Below are 20,431 nucleotides of genomic sequence, written 5' to 3' on the forward strand. Positions count from 1 at the left end.
GGGATCGAGCGGTGGTCGGCGTCGGGTCGGTCGGCCGAGTTCAGGCTAGGCGGCGGCGCACCCCGTTGTCTTTGTGCTGCGTCACGGTATCTGTTGGATTGACAGGCAAGTGGCTGCTTGCCTATGGTGGTTTCGGAAGAGACAAGGAGTGCTCGCCGTGAGCGATATCTTCACCGCCCTGGCGGACTCGACACGACGCGCGCTGCTCGACGAACTGGCCGATCGTGACGGCCAGACCCTGTTCGAACTGTGCGGCAGGCTCGTGACCAAGCACGGCATCAGCTCCTCGCGGCAGGCGATCACCCAGCATCTCGGGGTGCTCGAGGCAGCGGGCCTGGTCCGCACGAGCCGCGTCGGCCGCTACAAATTCCACTACCGCGACTTCACCCCGCTGCGCGAGCTGACGGCGCGGTGGCCCATTCCCCAGGAGGACACATGATCCGCATCGGCGTCACCAGCGTCTTCGTCGACGACCAGGACAAGGCCGAGAAGTTCTACACCGAGGTGCTCGGCTTCCAGGTGAAACACAAAGTGCCCCTTGGTGAGTACTCGTGGCTGACCGTGGTCTCGCCCGCCGACCCCGACGGCATCGAGTTGCTGCTCGAGCCCGACCAGCACCCTGCCGCGAAGGCCTACAAGACGGCCCTGGGCGCCGACGGTATTCCGATGATGATCTTCACCGTCGACGACATCGACGCCGAATACCGCCGCCTGACCGACCTGGGTGTCTTCTTCACCCAGCCGCCGCAGCCCATGGGCCAGGTGACCTCCGCCGTCTTCGACGACACCTGCGGCAATCTCATCTCCCTGAACTCGCCTGTCGGCGAATAGCGCACCGGGGCGCCGCCGAGTTTCCACGGGGAACAATCGTGGCGCCCCCTCGGTTGACCCGGCACATGACGACACTCGGATTGATCGGTAGCGGATTCATCGGTTCCACCCTGGCCCGGCTCGCGGTCGACGCGGGTCACGACGTGGTCCTCAGCAATTCGCGTGGCCCGGAAACCCTGGCGGACCTGGTGGCCGAACTCGGCCCGCGTGCCCGCGCGGCCACCCCCGCCGAAGCGGCCGAGGCGGGTGACTATGTGGTGGTCACCGTCCCGCTGAAGGCCTACCGCGAGATCCCCGTCGAGCCGCTGGCGGGCAAGGTGGTGTTCGACACCAACAACTACTACCCCGAGCGTGACGGCGCGTTCCCCGAACTCGACGCCGACGAGACCACCACCAGCGAACTCCTGCAAGCGCACCTGCCCGAGTCGAAGGTGGTCAAGGCGTTCAACAACATCGCCTACGCCAACCTCGCCGAACTCGCCCGGCCGGCAGACGCCGCCGACCGCTCCGCCCTGCCGATCTTCGGTGACGACGCCGACGCCAAGAAGCTGGCCGCCGAGTTCATCGACAGCCTCGGCTACGACGTTGTCGACGGTGGTGACCTCCCGGAAAGCCGCCGCTCCCAAAGGGATACGCCGGTCTACGTCCACCCGTACGCCGCCGACAGCAACTGGCCGCCCGCGTCGAAGCCCGCGAGCGCCGACGAGGTGCGCGCGGCCCTCGCGGCGGCGCGGATCTAACCCGTTCCCCACCTTCCCGCGGCCCGCAGCCTGGCCAGCGTCGCCTGATCGGGGTGATGTTCGACCAGGAAGCGGGGCGGGAAGAGGCCGGGCACGGCCCGCAAGCCGACTTCGCGTTCCAGCACCTCCCACGGAACCTGGAACCGCGACGCGGTCGTCGGATCGACCATGCTGACGACGTGTGCCCGCGGCAGCAGTGTGGGCACAGTATCGGTCCACGCGGCCACCGTTTCCTGGATTCCGTCGGCGGCCCGCACATGCAGCAGCTCGGCGGCGTGCTCGTCGAGTCGGCCCGCTTCGGCCTCGGCGTGCAGGCTCTGGTGCTGGGCGGCATGCACCGGGGCGGAGAGCGCGGCCTCGGCGGAACGGATCGCCGCCCACGCGGGGTGGTCGATCGGCACGGTGAACGGCACCAGCCTGCCCCGCTCGTCCACCGTGTAGGGAGCCGGTGACACGGGTCGGACGGCATTGTCGAACATCTCCCGGGCGGCGGCGACCAGCTCGCAGACCCGCTCGGGAGAACTGGCCACGCCGGCAAGCACTCCGTAGCTGCCCGGCACGAAGAACAGCGGCTGCGCCCCCGCCTTGTTGCCGAGCCCGGCCAGCCAGCCGTCGACCAGTGGCAGCGACCCCGCGTAGAGATCACCGTCGTCGTCCGGGAGGAACAGCACGCCGTCCTCGGTGTCGAACAGCGACACGGTCTCCACCGCGAAGTCGATCATGTTGGCGCGGGCGGTGGCGAAGGCGGTCTCGGCATCCACACCCCACTCGACCAGATCGTCCGGGGACACTGTGCGCATCGAGGTCGGCAGATCGATCACCACGCGCTCGGTGAGGCAGGGCAGCAGCGGCCGCCACAGCATGTGGTCGCCGATCCGTTTCCCCTGGAACTCGAGGGTGAGATCACCGGCCGGCCGCAGCACCGAGCGCAACGTCGGCGCCGCCGACAACCAGCCCGCTACGGGTTCGGTCATCACCGTTCGCGACGTCACCGCACGGCGCAGGTACTCGACGAGCAGTTGCACCGCTTCCTCACCGTCGAGGCCCTCGGCCAGCCGGAACGGTGTCTGCAGGCCGTACTGCTGAATCGCGCCGTCGGCGTAGGCGACATCGACGTGGAACTCGGACGCATCGAACTCCGCCGAGACCACCTCGGGAAACGCCCGCAGGATGTCGACCGCCCACTTGCCGAAAATCGCGTCCCGCGAAGCAGATTCGCGACGCCGGAACAAACCACTACCGAAACCCATTGAGCACTCTCTCGATCACGCATGCCCGGCCGGACGCGACCGAACCGCGGAACGTTACCGGTAACCGGACCGGCGCGCACCTCGAACTCAGGTGATGATGAGAAGTTCTGTGGAGGAGGCGATTTCGGCGCGCAGACCGGCTTTGGTCGCGACCCTGGCCACGCCGCGGATATCGGTGGGGTCGGCGCGGGTGAGGACGAGGGCGCGGGCGAGCAGCCCCTTGTGGTGTTTGTTGAAGTGGCTCACCACGGTGCGGGAACCGTCGGGGTGCTCGGTGAGGACGTTGGCGGTGATCGCGTCGGGGACGCGGCCGAGCTGCTGGTAGGTGCCCGAACGCAGGTCGACGACGAGCTCGCCCGCGGCCTCGGCGTAGAGGGCGTCGGGGAGCACGTCACGCCACAGGGCCGAGAGGGTGGGCAGGCCGGGAAGTTTGGTGCCGCCGGAGAGACGGTAGGCGGGGATCGGGTCACCGGCGCGGACGGCACCGAACAGGGCGGAACCGATGCCGAGCCGGGCATACGCCTTGGCTCGCTGCGCCTTGGTGAACGATTTCGCGTCCAGCGCGTCGTAGAGCACGCCGGTGTAGCGCTCGAGCGCGGGCCGGGTGGGGGAGGTGCGCAGGGTCGCGTTGCGGGCGATCTCGGTGTCGGCGCCCTTGCCGAGCCCGAGCACGGCAGCCGAGGTGGCTGGGTCGGCCGCCAACTGGACCACCTCGGTGATCAACTTGTCGCGCACCGCGCTCAGCTGCGGCATCGCCAGATCCTCGAGGTTAAGGGGCGCGCCCGAACCGCCGTCGGACTTGGTCTCGGAGGGAGGCAGCAGCACCAGCACGAGCGTCAACGGTAATCGCCGCGTTGATCACCGCAGCGCGCCACCCCGCCGCTCCCGGCAAACGCATCTCGTGGGTGACGATCAGCATGGTGATCTCGGTGGTCTCGGCGATGGTGCGCAGCACGTCGAGCACGTCACCGACCGGTTCCGGGTCGAGCGCGGAGGTCACCTCATCGAGCAACATCACCTTCGGGTCCATCGCTAGGGCGCCTCACCGGCGAAACCCACCTCCCGCGCGCTCAGGTGGTAATCGGCTGTCGGCCGCACCGGACCAGGGACTACCCTGTGCATCCGTGATCACCCGCCTCTCCCGCCTGTTCCTGCGCACCCTGCGAGACGATCCCGCCGACGCCGAGGTGCCGAGCCACAAACTGCTGGTGCGTGCCGGCTACGTCCGCCGGGTCGCCCCGGGCGTGTACTCGTGGTTGCCGCTGGGTCTGCGCACGCTGCGCAAGATCGAGGACGTCGTGCGCCAGGAGATGGACGCCACCGGCGCCCAGGAGATCTCCCTGCCCGCGCTGCTGCCGCGCGAGCCCTACGAGACCACCAACCGGTGGACCGAATACGGTGACGCGCTGTTCCGCCTCCAGGACCGCAAGGGCGGCGACTACCTGCTCGGCCCCACCCACGAAGAGCTGTTCGCGCTCACCGTGAAGGGTGAGTACAACTCCTACAAGGACCTGCCCGTCACGCTGTACCAGATCCAGGCCAAGTACCGCGACGAGGAACGCCCCCGCGCCGGCATCCTGCGCGGCCGCGAGTTCATCATGAAGGACTCCTACTCCTTCGACCTCGACGACGACGGTCTCGCCGCCAGCTACGCCACCCACCGCGCCGCCTACCAGCGCATCTTCGACCGGCTCGGCGTGAAGTACGTGATCGTGGCCGCCACCTCCGGTGCCATGGGCGGTAGCGCGTCGGAGGAATTCCTCGCCGAGAGCCCCGTGGGTGAGGACACCTATGTGCGCTGCGTGGAGTCCGGGTACGCCGCCAACGTGGAAGCCGTGGTCACCCCCGCGCCCGCGCCGCTGCCCGTCGACGGGCTGCCCGCCGCCGTCGAACACGACACCCCGAACACCCCGACCATCGCCACCCTGGTCGACTGGGCCAACGAGGCGAAGGTGCTCGATCGCGAAGTCACCGCGGCCGACACGTTGAAGAACGTGATGGTGAAGCTGCGCCACCCCGACGGCAAGTCCGAGATCGTCGGCATCGGCATCCCCGGCGACCGCGAGGTCGACGACAAGCGCCTCGAGGCGGCTGTCGAACCCGCGACGGTGGAACTGCTCACCGAGGCGGACTTCACCGCCAACCCGTTCCTGGTGAAGGGCTACATCGGCCCGAAGGGTCTGCAGGCCAACGGTGTTCGCTACCTGGTCGACCCCCGCGTCGTCGACGGCACCTCCTGGATCACCGGTGCCGACCAGCAGGGCAGGCACGTCGTCGGCCTGGTCGCCGGACGTGACTTCACCCCCGACGGCACCATCGAGGCCGCCGAGGTCCGCGACGGCGACCCCTCGCCCGACGGCGCCGGTCCGCTGGTGTCGGCGCGTGGCATCGAGATCGGCCACATCTTCCAGCTCGGCCGCAAATACACCGACGCATTCGACGTGGACGTGCTCGGCGAGAACGGCAAGCCCGTCCGCCTCACCATGGGCTCCTACGGCATCGGCATCTCCCGCATGGTCGCGGTGATCGCCGAACAGCAGCACGACGAGAAGGGCCTGCGCTGGCCCGCCGAAGTCGCCCCCTTCGACGTGCACGTGGTGATCGCCAACAAGGACGCCGCCGCCCGCGACGGCGCCGAACACGTGGTCGCCGGGCTGAACGCCGAAGGCCTCGAGGTCCTCTTCGACGACCGCACCGCTTCTCCCGGTGTGAAGTTCAAGGACGCCGAACTACTCGGCATGCCCTGGATCCTGGTCATCGGCCGCGGCTGGGCCGAAGGCAAGGTGGAACTCCGCAACCGGCTGACCGGCGAAGCCGAGGAGATCCCGGCCGAAGACGCCGTCAGCGCGGTCACCGCGCGCGTCCGCGGCTGATCTGTCCGCAATCGCGCTGTCCCGCCGCCCGGTGGGGCAGCGCGATCGGCGTATCCGGCGAACCTACGCCTACGTAGGGGAAACCTGCAGGTAGACGCCATAGTCGGGGGTGGGGCGCTGATAAGTTGACGGGTATGACGAGTTCGCCCAGCCTGTTGTTCAACCCCGCCACCTACGACCCGCAGCATTTCGATGCGGAGACGCGGCGGCTGCTGAAAGCCACCATCGAGTGGTTCGAGTCCAAGGGCAAGGCGCAGTTGCTGGCCGACGACCGGGACGCGCTGTGGGTGCAGGACTTCCTCGACTTCGTGGCGAAGGAGAAGCTGTTCGCCACCTTCCTGACCCCGGCCGCCTACGCCGACGGCGACCCGAACAAGCGCTGGGACGCCGCGCGCAATGCGGCGCTGTCGGAGATCTTCGGCTTCTACGGGCTGGCCTACTGGTACGCCGAGCAGGTGACGATCCTCGGCCTCGGCCCGATCTGGCAGAGCGACAACGAGATCGCCAAGCGCAAGGCCGCCGCCGACCTCGCCGACGGTCAGGTCATGGCGTTCGCGCTGTCGGAGCGTGACCACGGCGCCGACATCTACAACACCGACCTCGTCCTGACTCCGACCGAGCCGGGTAGCGCCGACGCCGAGGCGGGGATCCTGTTCCGCGCCAACGGCGAGAAGTACTACATCGGCAACGGCAATGTCGCCTCGATGGTTTCGGTGTTCTCCCGCCGCGCCGACATCGAGGGCGCCGACGGCTACGTCTGGTTCGCCGCCGACTCCCGCCACGACAACTACCACCTGGTCGACAGCGTCATCCACGGTCAGATGTATGTGAGCCACTTCCGGCTGGAGAACTACCCGGTGACCGCCGCCGACGTGCTCCACGAAGGCCCCGAAGGGTTCTCGGCCGCGCTCAACACCGTCAACGTCGGCAAGTTCAACCTGTGCCACGGCAGCATCGGCATGGTGGAGCACTCGTTCTTCGAGGCCATCACGCACTCCAACAACCGCATCCTCTACGGCAAGCCGGTCACCGACTTCGCCCACGTGCGTGGCAATTTCGTCGACGCCTACGCCCGCCTGATCGCGATGAAGCTGTTCAGCGACCGCGCCGTCGACTACTTCCGCAGCGCCTCCCTCGAGGACCGCCGCTACCTGCTGTTCAACCCGATGACCAAGTCCAAGGTCACCTCCGAGGGCGAGGTCGCGATGACCCTGCTGCTGGATGTGCTGGCGGCCAAGGGTTTCGAGAAGAACACCTACTTCCACGAGGCCTCGCGCTACATCAACCACCTGCCCCGGCTCGAGGGCACGGTGCACGTGAACGTGGGCCAGATCCTCAAGTTCATGCCGAACTACTTGCTCAACCCGGCCGAGTACCCGGCGGTTCCCACCCGGCTCGAGGCGGGCGACGAGGAGTTCTTCTGGAAGCAGGGCCCGGCGCGTGGCGCGGGCAAGGTGCGCTTCGCCGACTGGACCCCGCCCTACGAGGCGGCCGCCGACGTGCCGAACGTCGGCCGCTTCTTCGAGCAGGCCAAGGCGCTGCGTGAGCTGCTGCTCACCGCCGCACCGGACGAGGCGCAGCAGAAGGACCTGGACTTCATGCTCACCATCGGCCACCTGTTCTCCACGGTGGTCTACGGTCAGCTGATCCTCGAGCAGGCCGAACTCACCGGCCTCGACCGCGACGTGCTCGACCAGATCTTCGACTTCCAGATCCGCGACTTCAACACCCAGGCCACCGCGCTGCTCGGCAAGCCGTCGGTCACCGACGCACAGCGGAACTGGGCCGTCGCCGCCCTGCGCACCCCGATCGCCGACGCCGAACGGTTCGACCGGGTGTGGCAGCAGGTGGAGTCCTACGACGGCGCCTACGCGATGCGTCCGTAGTGCATTGCGACGGTCCGGCCTTCTCGATGGGCCGGACCGTCGCTGTACCACGCGGCGGTTGTCCCGGATCCACCTGATCGCGAAGTGCGCTCGTAGGTTGGTCGCGGGGTTCCCGCGATTGCCGCGAGGGTCCCGGCCGGAGAGATCTTGCGACGGCTCGTCGCCGCCGAGCAACGCGCTGCCGGGTGGGCACGGCGTTGGCCGGTGGGCGCGCTGGGCGGGCGCGTTGTCGGGTGGGCGATACGGCCGTCGGGCGCGACGTGCTGACCTGTCTGGGCTGCGGTTCCAGCACGGAGGCGCGCGCGTCCGGTCGGGCTGTCGGCTACGTCCGTCCCGGGAAGCTGACGGTGACCGGGTTCGTGCCGAGGATCGTCTGCCACCGGGCTCGGCGCACTGCCGCTTCGGTGAGCGCTTCGACGGCGCTGGCTCGGACGGCCGGGTCTGTGGCCTGTTCCACCACGGCATACCACGCTGCGGCGCAATCGGATTCGACCGTCACGGCGAGGTGTGCGGCCGGAATCGGGTCGTCGACCGGGAACGGCGGGTGGTAGGCGGCATCGGGTGCCTCGGGCGCGGACCCGCCGGCTTCGAGTAGTTCGATGGTCGCGTCCCGGCGAGCCCGATGCGCGGCGCTGAACTCCGCGACCAGGCGCGACCGGTCGCTGTTGGCGTAGGCGGCGATCAGGCCGTAGGAGTACACCGCCGCGTACTCGGTGTCGAGGGCGCGTTGCAGCGCATTGCGTTGACCGCTCATGACAGCAGAACTCCCGCCTCGGTGGCACAGGCTGCGCTGATCGAGGCGAGCAGCCCTGCGCGGTAACCGGATTCGGTGCGGGCCAGGTTCGCGGCGGCCTGCTGGGAATGCTGCAGCCGTGCCCGCAACTGGTCGACGGTGATCGGCTGCTGCGCCGCGGACACGAGATCGGCGGCGGGCACCGGCATGCCGTCCGAACCCGGCACGGTGACGGCGCCGGTGCGGTGCACGGGGGTGGTGCCGTCGCCGTAGACGCCGATCACGCGGTCGATCTCGGCGCGCAGGGCGTCGGCGTGGGCGGTGCGTTCGGTAGCGACGGTCGCCAGAGCGGCCTGCGCCTGCGGTGCCAGCGCGATCGCGGCCGTCGCGGCGGCGGCATCTGCTCGGGCCAGAACCTCGTGTGCCGCAAGAGGGTCCGGGGCGTGCACGGTGTCGTCCTCGGCGCACGACGCCAAGACGGCGACCGCGGGCACCGCGACAGCGCCTGCTCCGACCAGCCTCAGCACCGTCCGCCGACGCCAGGTGCGCGCGGCACTTCCGGCGGCCGGTGCGGGTGAGAACTCTGTCGACTTCGCGTGCCTGGCACCCGGCGCGGCAACACACTCCGTCGACTTCGAGTGCGGTATAGCGGTGTTGGCGGTCGGCGACTTCGGGTGCTGGATAGCGTGCTCTGTCGACTTGGCGTGCGGCACGGCGACGTTGGCAGTCGGCGTGGCAGCGTGCTGTGCCGACTTCGGGCGCGGCGCGGCGGTGTCGGTGGTCGGCGACTGCGGGTGCTCGGCAGTCTGCGCGGCAGCGTGGGTGCTCGTCGCGACGGCGGATTCGGCAGTCGTCGCGACGGCCGAGGCGGTGGCCGACCGCACGACGTCACGCGCGAACCCGCTGGTCGGCGGGTGGGGATCGCGGTGGTCGGTGCGCATGCCGGAAGGTCGCCCGGCACTCGGCGGGACGGTATGGCGGTGATGCACGTGGACCATCGTGCCAGATCTCGCGGCGGCGGTTCGCCACGCGGCGATCGCGCCTGGCACGCCGACACGGACCGGTGCGCACCGCCCGGTGGCTGGTCCTTTACACTCTCGTGGCGCGTTACGCTAGATCTTCGGCGTAGAAATTTCCGATCGCGTCACAACTGAACCAGGAGCCGCCCATATGCCGATGCCCACCGAGGAAAGGGTGAGCCAGCTCGTCGCTGAGCTCGTCGCACGCCGGGGTTTCGACCTCGAGGGCGTCGCGATCGCGGCCGCGGGCAAGGACGAACTGGCTCCGGTTCGGGTGAAGGTCACCGTGGACAGCGACGGTCCCGCCGATCTCGACGCGATCGCCGACCTGAGCCGCGAGATGTCCGAGTCGCTCGACGCGGCAGGTGATTTCGACGAATCCGCCTACCTGCTCGAAGTGACCACCCCCGGCGTCGACCGGCCGTTGACCACCGACCGGCACTGGCGCCGCGCTCAGGGCCGCAAGGTGAAGGTCGGCCTGGCCGACGGCGCCGAACCCGTCGAGGGCAAGAAGAAGTTCGAGGCGCGCGTCGGTCAGCTCGCCGACGACGGCACCATCGCGCTCGTGCTCGGCGGCAGGAACAAGCCGCACCGGGTGCACGTGCCCCTCGCCGACATCGCCACCGCGGTCGTCCAGGTCGAATTCAACGCACCCGGCGCCGCCGAACTCGAACTCGCCGGTGGAATCGCCGCGGGCCGCCCCGTCCCGGGCGACGAACCCGCCGACCTCGCCGCAGCAGGCCAACACAGTGACACTCCCACCGAAGGGGTTGCGGAATGAACATCGAAATCGAAGCCTTGCGCGCGATCGTCGCCGACAAGGGCATCCCGATCGAGACCGTGATCTCGGCGATCGAGTCGGCGCTGCTCACCGCCTACCGGCACACCGAGGGGCACCAGCCCAACGCCTACATCGACATCAACCAGAAGACCGGCGTGGTCCGGGTGATGGCGCGTGAGGTCGACGCCGACGGCAACCTCGTCTCCGAATGGGACGACACCCCTGAGGGTTTCGGCCGCATCGCCGCGACCACCGCCCGCCAGGTGGTGCTGCAGCGGCTGCGTGACGCCGAGAACGAGAAGTCCTTCGGCGAGTTCTCCACCCACGAGGGCGACATCGTCGGCGGCGTCGTCCAGCGCGACGCGAGGGCCAACGCGCGCGGCATCGTCGTGGTGCGCATCGGCAGCGAGGCCAACGGCGCCGAGGGCCTGATCCCACCCGCCGAGCAGGTGCCCGGCGAGACCTACGAGCACGGCGACCGCATCAAGTGCTACGTCTACGGTGTGTCGCGTGGTCCGCGTGGTCCGCAGATCCAGCTCTCGCGCACCCACCCCAACCTGGTGCGGCGGCTGTTCTCGCTGGAGGTGCCCGAGATCGCCGACGGTTCCGTCGAGATCGTCGCGGTGGCCCGCGAGTCGGGACACCGCTCCAAGATCGCGGTCCGTTCGACCGTGCCCGGCGTGAACGCCAAGGGCGCCTGTATCGGCCCGATGGGGCAGCGCGTGCGCAACGTGATGAGCGAACTGGCGGGCGAGAAGATCGACATCATCGATTACGCCGAGGATCCGGCGACCTTCGTCGGTAATGCGCTCTCGCCGTCGAAAGTGGTTTCGGTCACTGTCGTCGACCCCGAGGCGCGCGCCGCGCGGGTGATCGTGCCCGACTTCCAGCTCTCCCTCGCCATCGGCAAGGAGGGGCAGAATGCCCGCCTGGCTGCCCGCCTGACGGGCTGGCGCATCGATATCCGCAGTGACGCCGCCCCGGAGACCGACGACTCGGCACGGCCGCAGGCGCACCGTAGTTGACGCGGACACGTCGGAATATCGGCCACCGGATGACAGGTTGATAACTTCGGAAGGGGAGGGGTTCGTCGTTATGACCGGGTCACCGGTAGAGTGGGTGAAGGACCGGCCCGCGCAATCCGTTCGAACCTGTATCGGATGCCGTCAGCGCGAGCCGTCTGCCGACCTGTTGCGGATCGTGACGCAGCCAAGGGAGGCGGGCAGTGCTACTGCCGCCGCCCCCGTGGTCATCGTTCCCGACCCGCGGCGCAGACTTCCCGGACGGGGTGCCTGGTTGCACCCCGTCTCAGCTTGTCTGCGTTCCGCAGAGCGGCGCCGAGCATTCGGCAGAGCCCTACGAGTGTCCGGAAATCTGGATATCTCAGCCCTGGAGCAGTACCTCGAGAACAGGCACGAGCACTCATGAGCACACCGTGAAGCACCAACGATGAACGTCCATCGGAGATAACCCGAGGTCGTGCGGGCCCGCCTTACCTAGGCGGCGTCACTGCTCGACCTCTCAGTGAGGAGAGCAGTGGCAGGCAAGGCCCGCGTGCACGAGTTGGCCAAGGAACTCGGTGTCACAAGCAAGGAACTACTCGCGAAGCTCAAGGAGCAAGGCGAGTTCGTGAAGTCGGCGTCCTCGACGGTGGAAGCACCCGTCGCACGTCGTCTGCGCGAATCACTCGCGTCGAAGTCCGCTCCGGCGGCCGACGCGAAGCCGGCGGCCCGTCCGGGTCCGTCGTCGGCGGCCCGTCCGGCCGCCAAGCCCACCCCCGGTGGTCCCCGTCCGGGCCCGCGTCCGGCTCCGGCGCCCGCCGCCGCCGCGACTCCCGCACCCGCTCCGGCTCCGGCGCCCGAGGTGAAGCCGGCTCCGGCCGCCAAGCCGACGCCCGCCGCCGCGCAGAGCGCACCGGCCAAGCCGGCCAACGCACCGGCTCCCGGCCCGCGTCCGACCCCCGGCGCCCCGCGTCCGGGTCAGGCCGGTCAGGCGCCGCAGCAGCCGCGTCCGGGTACCCCCGCACCGGGTGCTCAGGCCCCGCGTCCGGCCGGTCCCGGCCCGAAGCCCGGCCCGAAGACCCCCCGGGTCGGCAACAACCCGTTCAGCTCCGCTCCCGATCGTGAGCGTCCGGCGCCGCGTCCCGCCCCGCAGGGCGGTCCTCGCCCGACGCCGGGTCAGGGCGGTCCCCGTCCGGCTCCCGGTCAGGGTGGCCCGCGTCCGGCTCCCGGTCAGGGCGGTCCCCGCCCCGGTCAGGGCCAGGGTGGTCCGCGTCCGGCCGCCGCGCAGGGCGGTGCCCCGCGTCCCGGTGGTCCGCGCCCCAACCCGGGCTCGATGCCGCCGCGTCCGAACCCCGGCGCCATGCCCGCTCGTTCCGCACGTCCCGGCCCCGCGGCCGGTGGCCGTCCGGGTCGTCCCGGCGGCGCCCCCGGTGGCGGCGCAGGCCGTCCCGGTGGTGGCGGCGGTGGCGGCTACCGCGGTGGCGGTGGCGGTGCCCCCGGCGCTCCCGGTGCCGGTGCTCCCGCGGCCGGTGGTTTCCGTGGTCGCCCCGGTGGCGGCGGCGGTCGTCCCGGTGGTCCCGGTGGCCGTGGTGGTGCCGCAGGCGCCTTCGGTCGTCCCGGTGGCGCAGTTCGCCGTGGCCGCAAGTCGAAGCGGGCGAAGCGCGCCGAGTACGAGAACATGCAGGCTCCCGCCGTCGGCGGCGTGCGTCTGCCCCGTGGCAACGGCGAGATCATCCGTCTCGCCCGTGGTGCCTCGCTGTCGGACTTCGCCGAGAAGATCGACGCGAACCCGGCCGCACTCGTGCAGGCCCTGTTCAACCTCGGCGAGATGGTCACCGCGACCCAGTCGGTGAACGACGAGACCCTCGAGCTGCTCGGCAGCGAGATGAACTACGTCGTCCACGTGGTCAGCCCCGAGGACGAGGACCGCGAGCTCCTCTCCTCGTTCGACCTCACCTACGGCGAGGACGCGGGCACCGAGGAAGACCTCGAGCAGCGTCCGCCGGTGGTGACCGTCATGGGTCACGTCGACCACGGTAAGACCCGACTGCTGGACACGATCCGTAAGGCCAACGTCCGTGAGGGCGAGGCCGGTGGCATCACCCAGCACATCGGTGCCTACCAGGTGCTGACGAACCTGAACGACGAAGAGCGCCTGATCACCTTCATCGACACCCCGGGTCACGAGGCGTTCACCGCCATGCGTGCCCGTGGTGCGAAGGCCACCGACATCGCGATCCTCGTGGTCGCGGCCGACGACGGCGTCATGCCGCAGACGGTGGAAGCGATCAACCACGCCCAGGCGGCCGACGTGCCGATCGTGGTGGCGGTCAACAAGATCGACAAGGAAGGCGCGAACCCGGACAAGATCCGGCAGCAGCTGACCGAATACGGCCTGGTGACCGAGGAATACGGTGGCGACACCATGTTCGTCGACATCTCGGCCAAGCAGGGCACCAACATCGACGCGCTGCTCGAAGCGGTGCTGCTGACCGCGGATGCCTCGCTCGACCTGCGGGCCAACCCGGACATGGACGCCCAGGGTGTCGCCATCGAGGCGCACCTCGACCGCGGTCGTGGCCCGGTGGCCACCGTGCTCATCCAGCGCGGCACCCTGCGTGTCGGCGACTCGATCGTGGCGGGCGACGCCTACGGTCGCGTGCGCCGCATGGTCGACGAGCACGGCGAGGACGTCCACGCGGCGCTCCCGTCGCGCCCGGTGCAGGTCATCGGTTTCACCTCGGTGCCCGGCGCCGGTGACAACCTGATCGTGGTCGAGGAAGACCGCATCGCCCGTCAGATCGCCGACCGCCGCAACGCACGCAAGCGCAACGCGCTCGCCGCACGCAGCCGCAAGCGGATCAGCCTGGAAGATCTGGATGCCGCCCTGAAGGAGACTTCGGAGCTCAACCTGATCCTCAAGGGCGACAACTCCGGTACCGTCGAGGCCCTCGAAGAGGCCCTGCTCGGTATCGAGATCGACGACGAGGTGCGCCTGCGCGTCATCGACCGCGGTGTCGGTGGCGTCACCGAGACCAACGTCAACCTGGCGTCGGCCTCGAACGCGATCATCATCGGCTTCAACGTCCGTGCGGAGGGCAAGGCCACCGAGCTCGCCAACCGTGAGGGCGTCGACATCCGGTACTACTCGGTGATCTACCAGGCCATCGACGAGATCGAGAAGGCCCTCAAGGGCATGCTCAAGCCGATCTACGAAGAGGTCGAGCTGGGCCGGGCGGAGATCCGCGCGATCTTCCGTTCGTCGAAGGTCGGCAACATCGCCGGCTGCATGGTCACCAGCGGTTCGGTCAAGCGCAACGCCAAGGCGCGCCTGATCCGTGACGGCCGGGTGATCGCGGAGACGATGACCATCTCCTCGCTCAAGCGGGAGAAGGACGACGCCACCGAGGTGCGCGAAGGTTTCGAGTGCGGTATGACCGTGACCTACAGCGACATCAAGGACGGCGACATCATCGAGGCGTACGAGCTGCGCGAGAAGCCGCGCGACTGATATCGCACACCGTTCCACACGCCGCATCCGAATCCTCGGGTGCGGCGTGTGGTATGCGTGCAAACCATCTACCAGGAGGTGAGCACCGCTGTACATCGGTGCGCTCGAATTCGATCTACTGCTCGGTGACGTGCATTCGCTCAAGGAGAAGCGGTCGGTGATCCGGCCGATCCTCGCCGAGCTGCAGAAACGCTTCGCCGTGAATGCCGCCGAGGCTGGTGATCAGGACCTGCACCGCCGTGCGCTGCTCGGGGTGGCCATGGTCAGTGCGGAAACGGGACATCTCAACGAGGTGCTCGACAAATGTGAGCGGCACGTTGCCGCGCGTCCGGAGATAGAGTTGCTGGCAGTACGCCGCCGGATCTTCGGACCCGAAGACTGACAGGCAGCCCGGGTGTCACAGCCCGGTGCCTGCCTATGAGAGGAGTGTCCCCATGGTGGATCAAGCCAGGGCTCGCCGACTCGCCAAGCGGATTTCCGCGATCGTGGCCACCGCGATCGAGTACGAGATCAAGGATCCGCGGCTGCGGTTCGTCACCGTCACCGACGCCAAGGTGACCGGCGATCTGCGCGAGGCGACGATTTACTACACGGTGATGGGCGAGACGCTCGACGCCGAACCCGATTACGCGGCGGCCGCCGCAGGTCTCGACGCGGCCAAGGGGGTACTGCGGTCCAAGGTCGGCGCGGGGACGGGCGTGAAGTTCACCCCGATCCTGTCGTTCAGCCTGGACAAGGTGCCCGACGCGGCGCGCGAGATGGAAGAGCTGCTGGCCAGGGCTCGCGCCATCGACGACGAGGTGGCCAAGGTGGCAGCCAACGCCAAGCACGCCGGTGACGCCGACCCGTACAAGTCCGAACGCGACGACGAGGACGAGTAGGGCACCCGCGTGACCAGTGTCCGGGACGGGACCGAACTGGGTGCCGCCGTCGCATTGCTGGCGGCCGCCCGTTCGGTGACCGTCCTGTGCCATGTGCAGCCCGATGCCGACACGGTCGGCAGCGGGCTGGCCTTGGCGCTGGCTCTCGACCGCCGCGGCGTGCCGGTGTGCGTCTCGTTCGCCGAACCGGCCGAGCTGCCCGCCTCGCTGCGTACCCTGCCCGGCGGGCAGCATCTCGTCGCGCCCGCGCAGGTTCCGCACGAGGTCGACCTGCTGGTGGTCGTCGACTGCGGCGCCCGCAGCCGCCTCGGTGCGCTCGCCGACCGATTATCCGGTGCGGCAACGACTCTGGTGATCGACCATCACCGCGCCAACGACGGGTTCGGCACGGTGGATCTGATCGACGAGACGGCGGCCTCGACCACCGAGCTGGTCACCCGCCTGCTCGACGCGTGGGGCGTGCCGATCGACGCCGCCATCGCGCACTGCCTGTTCGCGGGCCTGGTCACCGACACCGGTTCGTTCCGCTGGGCCAGGCCGGGCAGCCACGCGTTGGCCGAGCGGCTGCTCGCCACCGGCATCGACGGTTCCGAAATCACCCGGTCCCTGCTCGACACCCACCCCTTCACGTGGTTACCGATGTTGTCGAAGGTGTTGTCCTCGGCGGTGGTCGTGCCCGGTGCGGCGGGCGTCGGGCTGGTGTATGCACTGGTCCGTGCGGCCGACACGCACGAGGTGGGGCCCGAGGAAGTGGAGAGCGTCATCGACGTCATCCGCACGACCGCCGAGGCGGGGATCGCCGTCGTCTTCAAGGAGGCGCGCGGGCAGAACGACCGCTGGACGGTCTCGCTGCGTTCGCGCGACTCGGCCCCCGGTGTTTCCGACGGTGTCGACGTGGCGGCGATCGCGAGCCGGTTCGGCGGCGGGGGACACCGATTCGCGGCGGGATACACGACCTACGGCAGCGCCGAATCGGTGGTCCGCGCTTTGGTCGGTGAACTCGGCTGAGCGGACCTGCGCGCCGCTGACCTGGCCGAACGTCGGATTCGGTCGACCATCGTCGACGATCGCCCGGTGCCGCCGATCGCATGCCTGCCAGGGATTCCGCCGGGACAGCGGCGGCAGGGCGGCTCAGACGCGCCGTGTGCTCCCGTCCAGCGGACGCGGTAATCCTCGGCGTCGCGTCGACCTGTCGGTTGTCTGTGCCAGTATCGGCGGATCGGATGCGGGTGGCGGGAGGTTGGTGTGGGGTCGACGGTGTCCAACGATGACGACGCGATGATCGAGAACGCCGGGCCCCGGCGGATTCTCGGCATCGCGGTGCCGACGCTCGGTGTGCTGGTCGCGGAACCCCTGTATCTGCTGTTCGATATCGCGGTGGTCGGGCGGCTCGGGGCGCTGGCGTTGGCGGGGCTCGCCGTCGGCGGGGTGATTCTGGGGACGGTGAGCACGCAGCTGACGTTCCTGTCCTACGGGACGACGGCGCGGGCGGCTCGGCGCAACGGTGCGGGCGACCGCGCGGGGGCGGTCGAAGAGGGTGTGCAGGCCAGTTGGGTCGGCGTCGGGATCGGCATCGTGATCCTCGCGGTGATCCAGCTGTTCGCGGGCCCACTGTGTTCGGTACTCGCCGGCGGTGGGGATATCGCCGACGAAGCCCTCACCTGGGTGCGGATCGCACTCTTCGGAGTGCCGTTGATCCTGCTGTCCATGGCGGGCAACGGGTGGATGCGCGGCGTGCAGGACGTTCGGCGACCACTGCTGTATGTCGTTGCCGGCCTGGCTCTTTCAGCTGTGCTGTGCCCGGTTCTGGTGTACGGATTACTCGGCGCGCCACGGATGGAGCTGGCCGGATCTGCGGTGGCCAACCTCGTCGGCCAGTCGGTATCGGGGGCACTGTTCGGTTACGCCTTGCTGCGGGAACGGGTTTCGTTGCGACCACGCCCGTCGGTGATGCGCGCCCAACTGGTCCTCGGCCGCGACCTCATCGTGCGCAGTCTGTCGTTCCAGGTGTGTTTCGTATCGGCCGCCGCCGTCGCGGCCCGCTTCGGCGCCGCCTCGGTCGCCGCCCACCAACTGGTGCTGCAACTGTGGAATTTCCTCGCCCTGACCCTGGATTCGCTGGCCATCGCCGCCCAGACCCTGGTCGGTGCGGCGCTCGGCGCGGGTAACGCCCGGGGTGCGAAGGGCATCGCCCGGCGCGTCACCACCTGGTCGGGGATATTCGGACTGGTCCTCGCCGGAATCTTCGCCGCCGGTGCCGGCGTACTGCCACTGCTGTTCACCGACGACGCGGCAGTACTCGACCGCACCCACGTGATCTGGTGGTTCTTCGTCGCCATGATCCCGGTCGCGGGCGTCGTCTTCGGTCTCGACGGTGTCCTCCTCGGTGCGGGCGACGCGGCCTTCCTGCGCACCGCCACCCTCGCGGCGGCCCTCGGCGGATTCCTGCCCCTGATCTGGTTGTCCCTGGTCTTCGACTGGGGCGTCGCGGGAATCTGGACCGGTTTGGTCGTCTTCATGCTCGCCCGGCTCCTCGCGGTCGTCGCTCGTGCCCGATCCGGACGCTGGGCCAAGGTCGGCGCCGAACTCCCACGCGAAGCCGCCTAGCTGTCCGATCAGTCGAGCCGGGGCGGGCGTTTCGAGCCGAATTCGGTTCGTCGGCGCAAATGTGGGTAGTGCCGGTTCGTCGCCGATGACCTACCGTCGGGTGGACGACCTGGACCAGACATGGAAGGCGAAACCGGAGTGCACGAGTGGATTTCGAAGACCGGGCGGGTGATCCTCGCTGTGGTCTTCGTGCAGGTCGCGGTGATCGTCGGACTGCCCGCGTCGGCGCAGGCGGCACCCGAGACACCGGGTCGGCTGGTGTCGCGCACCGTTCAGCCCGCCGGGTGGGGCGAATGGTCGCGGGCCTCGATCGTCGAATACAGCACCGAGGCGGTCACCGGCGGAACCACGAATTCGGCAGGGCTGCTGCTGCTTCCGGACACCCCCGCCCCGGAAGGCGGATACCCGGTCGTCGCCTGGGACCACGGCACCAGTGGCCTCGCGCCGCACTGCGGGCTCACCACTTCCAAAGCGGCGCACGAGCATTCGCTGCTGCAGTCGTTCCTCGACCGTGGCTGGGCCGTGGTAGCTCCCGACTATCTCGGGCTGTCGGCCGGCGCGAACACCGTGCACCCGTACCTGCACACACGCACCGAGGCGACCGCAACCATCGACCTGGTGCGCGCCGCCCGGGCAGCCGAGCCCGGCTTGTCGCGCGCATGGGCCGTGGTCGGTGGTTCCCAGGGCGGACACGCCGCGCTGGCCACCGGCAACCTCGCCGCCGATTACGCCCCCGAACTCGACTTCCGGGGGACCGTGGCCTTGGCACCGGAATCCCATTTCGAGGAGATCCTGTCCCGGCTGGGCCCCGGCGTCCCGAATCTTCCGGTCGTCGACCGGCTGGTCGGCCCGTTCGCGGGCATGCTCGCCGGGCTGCGCGCCGCCCGCCCGGACCTCGACGTGAACGGCGCGCTCACCGAGCGAGGCCGCCAGGTGGTCGATGCGATCTCGACCAGCTGTGTGCGCGAGTTCGATCGTGCGGCGGGCACCGCCTCGCTCGGGTCGCTGCTGGCCCGGCCGATCACCGAGGGCGGCATCGGCGCGGCGCTGCGCGACTACATGGTGGTGCCGACCGTCGGTTACCGGCAGCCGATCCTCATCGCGCACGGTGCCACCGACATGGTCGTCCCGCTGCCGATGACCCTCGCACTGCTGTCGCGCATGCGGGCGGCGGGTACCGACGTGGAGTTCGCCCAGTACCCGGGCGGCCACGAGGAGATCGGCGTGGAATCGCGTGATCGTGTGCTCGACTTCGTCGACGAATTATTGGCCTGACCTCGTCCCGGCCGAGTGAACCGGCGGGACGCGAGAGCTAGTCGGGGTCCTTCATCAGTGAGCCCACGGCGATGGCGCCGCCGACCAGCGCGAGCGGGACCAGGCAGAGGAAGCCGAATATGTCGCCTCGCTCGTTGATGTCTTCCTGTTCGTCACGGTTGTGGCGGGCCGAGTTGTTGGTGACGCAGATGTCGTCGGCGTCCATGACCTCGGTACCGCAGCGGACGCCGGAATCGTCCTCGGTCATGCTCATGAAGGCGATACCGCCGAAGAACACCATGATCGCGATACCGATGACGAAACCCATCACCCTCATCGCCGGAGTCGACCTCTCGGCGGCGGCCGATGCGCGCGCGACCGGGACGGGCGGCCTCGGTGGCGTCGGCTCGGCGTACGGTCTCGGTGGCGTCGGCTCGGCCTGCAGTGCGGGCGTCGACGGCTCCGCCTGAAGCGCCGGCGGCAGCTCTAGTCCTATGTCGCGCGCGAGGCCGGTGATCCCGTCGGCATAGCCGTCGCCGAGGTGGCGAAGTTTCCACCGACCCTGATGACGGTAGAGCTCCACCGTCCTGATCAGCGTCTCGGCCGTGAATCCGCTGCTCACGGCGACGAACTCCTCGCCGTCGCCGCTCACAACGCTGCGCACCTCGGTGCCCGCGAACCCTTGCCTGCCCGTGGCCGCGGCCACGACGACCCGCGTGATACCGGCGCCGACCAGGGCGGGATCGATTCGCACCGAACCCTCCGTGACTTCGACGGCACCGTCAACAGACGGGTCCGCGCCGGGAACCACCAGGTCGCGGCCGTCGCGCAGGCGACCGTCGGCATCGAGACCTACCGCCAGCACCCGCGGCGGCGGGCCGTCGACCACACCGACCCGGACCTCGACACGCCCGCCGGACAGCACACAGTTGCCCCCTTTTGCCAACAACACCAGATCCCCCGAAGCTCTTGTGGCACAACGCCATGTGCGAAAAGCCTAACCGTTGCACGCGGCGTCGGCAGGCTGTGTTGCGAAGAACCCGGATGCCCGTGACCGACGGGGA

19 protein-coding genes and 1 pseudogene are annotated in these 20,431 nt (G+C 69.3%); 14 read left to right on the forward strand and 6 right to left on the reverse strand.

All coding sequences use genetic code 11. From position 1 onward, the window contains the following. The first annotated feature begins 157 nt into the window (after positions 1–157). From ACWEVR_RS14360 to ACWEVR_RS14370, 3 genes are all read left to right on the forward strand, one after another. The gene (locus tag ACWEVR_RS14360; RefSeq protein WP_067636728.1) at positions 158–439 is read left to right on the forward strand and encodes an ArsR/SmtB family transcription factor; all 282 of its coding nucleotides are present in this window, start codon (positions 158–160) and stop codon (positions 437–439) included. Then, the gene (locus ACWEVR_RS14365) at positions 439–831 is read left to right on the forward strand and encodes a VOC family protein (protein WP_452467386.1); all 393 of its coding nucleotides are present in this window, start codon (positions 439–441) and stop codon (positions 829–831) included. Before ACWEVR_RS14360 ends, ACWEVR_RS14365 begins: the two co-directional genes overlap by 1 nt. Positions 832–896: 65 nt before the next feature. Then, complete coding sequence (locus tag ACWEVR_RS14370; protein ID WP_452467305.1) at positions 897–1,571, forward strand: NADPH-dependent F420 reductase; 675 nt, start codon at positions 897–899, stop codon at positions 1,569–1,571. Here ACWEVR_RS14370 and ACWEVR_RS14375 read toward each other — a convergent pair. The 3 genes and pseudogenes from ACWEVR_RS14375 to ACWEVR_RS14385 form a co-directional block, all read right to left on the reverse strand. Continuing rightward, positions 1,568–2,821 carry a hypothetical protein gene (locus ACWEVR_RS14375; RefSeq protein WP_452467306.1) on the reverse strand — a complete coding sequence of 418 codons (1,254 nt, stop codon included), beginning with the start codon at positions 2,819–2,821 and terminating at the stop codon, positions 1,568–1,570. The genes ACWEVR_RS14370 and ACWEVR_RS14375 overlap by 4 nt on opposite strands. Positions 2,822–2,908: 87 nt before the next feature. Further along, complete coding sequence (yaaA, locus tag ACWEVR_RS14380) at positions 2,909–3,652, reverse strand: peroxide stress protein YaaA (protein WP_452467307.1); 744 nt, start codon at positions 3,650–3,652, stop codon at positions 2,909–2,911. Positions 3,653–3,713: 61 nt separating this feature from the next. Continuing rightward, positions 3,714–3,860 (reverse strand): annotated as a pseudogene (locus tag ACWEVR_RS14385) (L-cystine ABC transporter ATP-binding protein YecC); the annotation flags it as partial. 85 nt (positions 3,861–3,945) lie between these two features. Here ACWEVR_RS14385 and ACWEVR_RS14390 point away from each other — a divergent pair. Then, positions 3,946–5,694 (forward strand): proline--tRNA ligase, encoded by a 1,749-nt coding sequence (locus ACWEVR_RS14390; protein WP_452467308.1) that lies wholly within the window; start codon positions 3,946–3,948, stop codon positions 5,692–5,694. Positions 5,695–5,828: 134 nt separating this feature from the next. Next, entirely contained in the window at positions 5,829–7,580 is a 1,752-nt protein-coding gene (locus tag ACWEVR_RS14395) for an acyl-CoA dehydrogenase family protein (protein WP_452467309.1), read from the forward strand. Positions 7,581–7,902: 322 nt separating this feature from the next. Here ACWEVR_RS14395 and ACWEVR_RS14400 read toward each other — a convergent pair whose 3' ends face one another. Further along, positions 7,903–8,334: a ferritin-like domain-containing protein gene (locus ACWEVR_RS14400; protein WP_452467310.1), complete on the reverse strand. Its 432-nt coding sequence runs from the start codon at positions 8,332–8,334 to the stop codon at positions 7,903–7,905. Then, the gene (locus ACWEVR_RS14405; protein ID WP_452467311.1) at positions 8,331–9,302 is read right to left on the reverse strand and encodes a hypothetical protein; all 972 of its coding nucleotides are present in this window, start codon (positions 9,300–9,302) and stop codon (positions 8,331–8,333) included. Before ACWEVR_RS14405 ends, ACWEVR_RS14400 begins: the two co-directional genes overlap by 4 nt. Positions 9,303–9,483: 181 nt before the next feature. On the opposite strand from ACWEVR_RS14405, the gene rimP reads away from it, so the two are divergent. From rimP to ACWEVR_RS14450, 9 genes are all read left to right on the forward strand, one after another. Then, positions 9,484–10,113 (forward strand): ribosome maturation factor RimP, encoded by a 630-nt coding sequence (rimP, locus tag ACWEVR_RS14410; RefSeq protein WP_452467312.1) that lies wholly within the window; start codon positions 9,484–9,486, stop codon positions 10,111–10,113. Continuing rightward, complete coding sequence (gene nusA, locus ACWEVR_RS14415; protein WP_452467313.1) at positions 10,110–11,138, forward strand: transcription termination factor NusA; 1,029 nt, start codon at positions 10,110–10,112, stop codon at positions 11,136–11,138. The genes rimP and nusA overlap by 4 nt, the downstream gene beginning before the upstream one ends. Positions 11,139–11,208: 70 nt before the next feature. Beyond that, positions 11,209–11,541 (forward strand): YlxR family protein, encoded by a 333-nt coding sequence (locus ACWEVR_RS14420; protein WP_084456574.1) that lies wholly within the window; start codon positions 11,209–11,211, stop codon positions 11,539–11,541. Between the two features lie 108 nt (positions 11,542–11,649). Further along, positions 11,650–14,625, forward strand: a complete 2,976-nt coding sequence (gene infB / locus ACWEVR_RS14425; RefSeq protein WP_452467314.1) for a translation initiation factor IF-2 — start codon at positions 11,650–11,652, stop codon at positions 14,623–14,625. Positions 14,626–14,713: 88 nt separating this feature from the next. Beyond that, positions 14,714–15,007 carry a DUF503 domain-containing protein gene (locus ACWEVR_RS14430; protein ID WP_067492601.1) on the forward strand — a complete coding sequence of 98 codons (294 nt, stop codon included), beginning with the start codon at positions 14,714–14,716 and terminating at the stop codon, positions 15,005–15,007. 52 nt (positions 15,008–15,059) lie between these two features. Then, a complete protein-coding gene (gene rbfA / locus ACWEVR_RS14435; protein ID WP_067492603.1) occupies positions 15,060–15,506 on the forward strand; it encodes a 30S ribosome-binding factor RbfA in 447 nt (148 codons plus the stop codon). A 9-nt stretch (positions 15,507–15,515) separates the two neighbouring features. After that, positions 15,516–16,514 carry a DHH family phosphoesterase gene (locus ACWEVR_RS14440; RefSeq protein WP_452467315.1) on the forward strand — a complete coding sequence of 333 codons (999 nt, stop codon included), beginning with the start codon at positions 15,516–15,518 and terminating at the stop codon, positions 16,512–16,514. Positions 16,515–16,784: 270 nt separating this feature from the next. Continuing rightward, entirely contained in the window at positions 16,785–18,113 is a 1,329-nt protein-coding gene (locus tag ACWEVR_RS14445) for an MATE family efflux transporter (RefSeq protein ID WP_452467387.1), read from the forward strand. A gap of 120 nt (positions 18,114–18,233) precedes the next feature. Continuing rightward, positions 18,234–19,388, forward strand: coding sequence for a lipase family protein (locus tag ACWEVR_RS14450; RefSeq protein ID WP_452467316.1), 1,155 nt, complete (start codon positions 18,234–18,236; stop codon positions 19,386–19,388). A gap of 37 nt (positions 19,389–19,425) precedes the next feature. On the opposite strand, the gene ACWEVR_RS14455 is transcribed toward ACWEVR_RS14450, so the two are convergent. Beyond that, the gene (locus ACWEVR_RS14455; RefSeq protein WP_452467317.1) at positions 19,426–20,316 is read right to left on the reverse strand and encodes a TerD family protein; all 891 of its coding nucleotides are present in this window, start codon (positions 20,314–20,316) and stop codon (positions 19,426–19,428) included. Between the last annotated feature and the right edge of the window lie 115 nt (positions 20,317–20,431).

The sequence above is a fragment of the Nocardia sp. NPDC003979 genome, assembly GCF_053605015.1.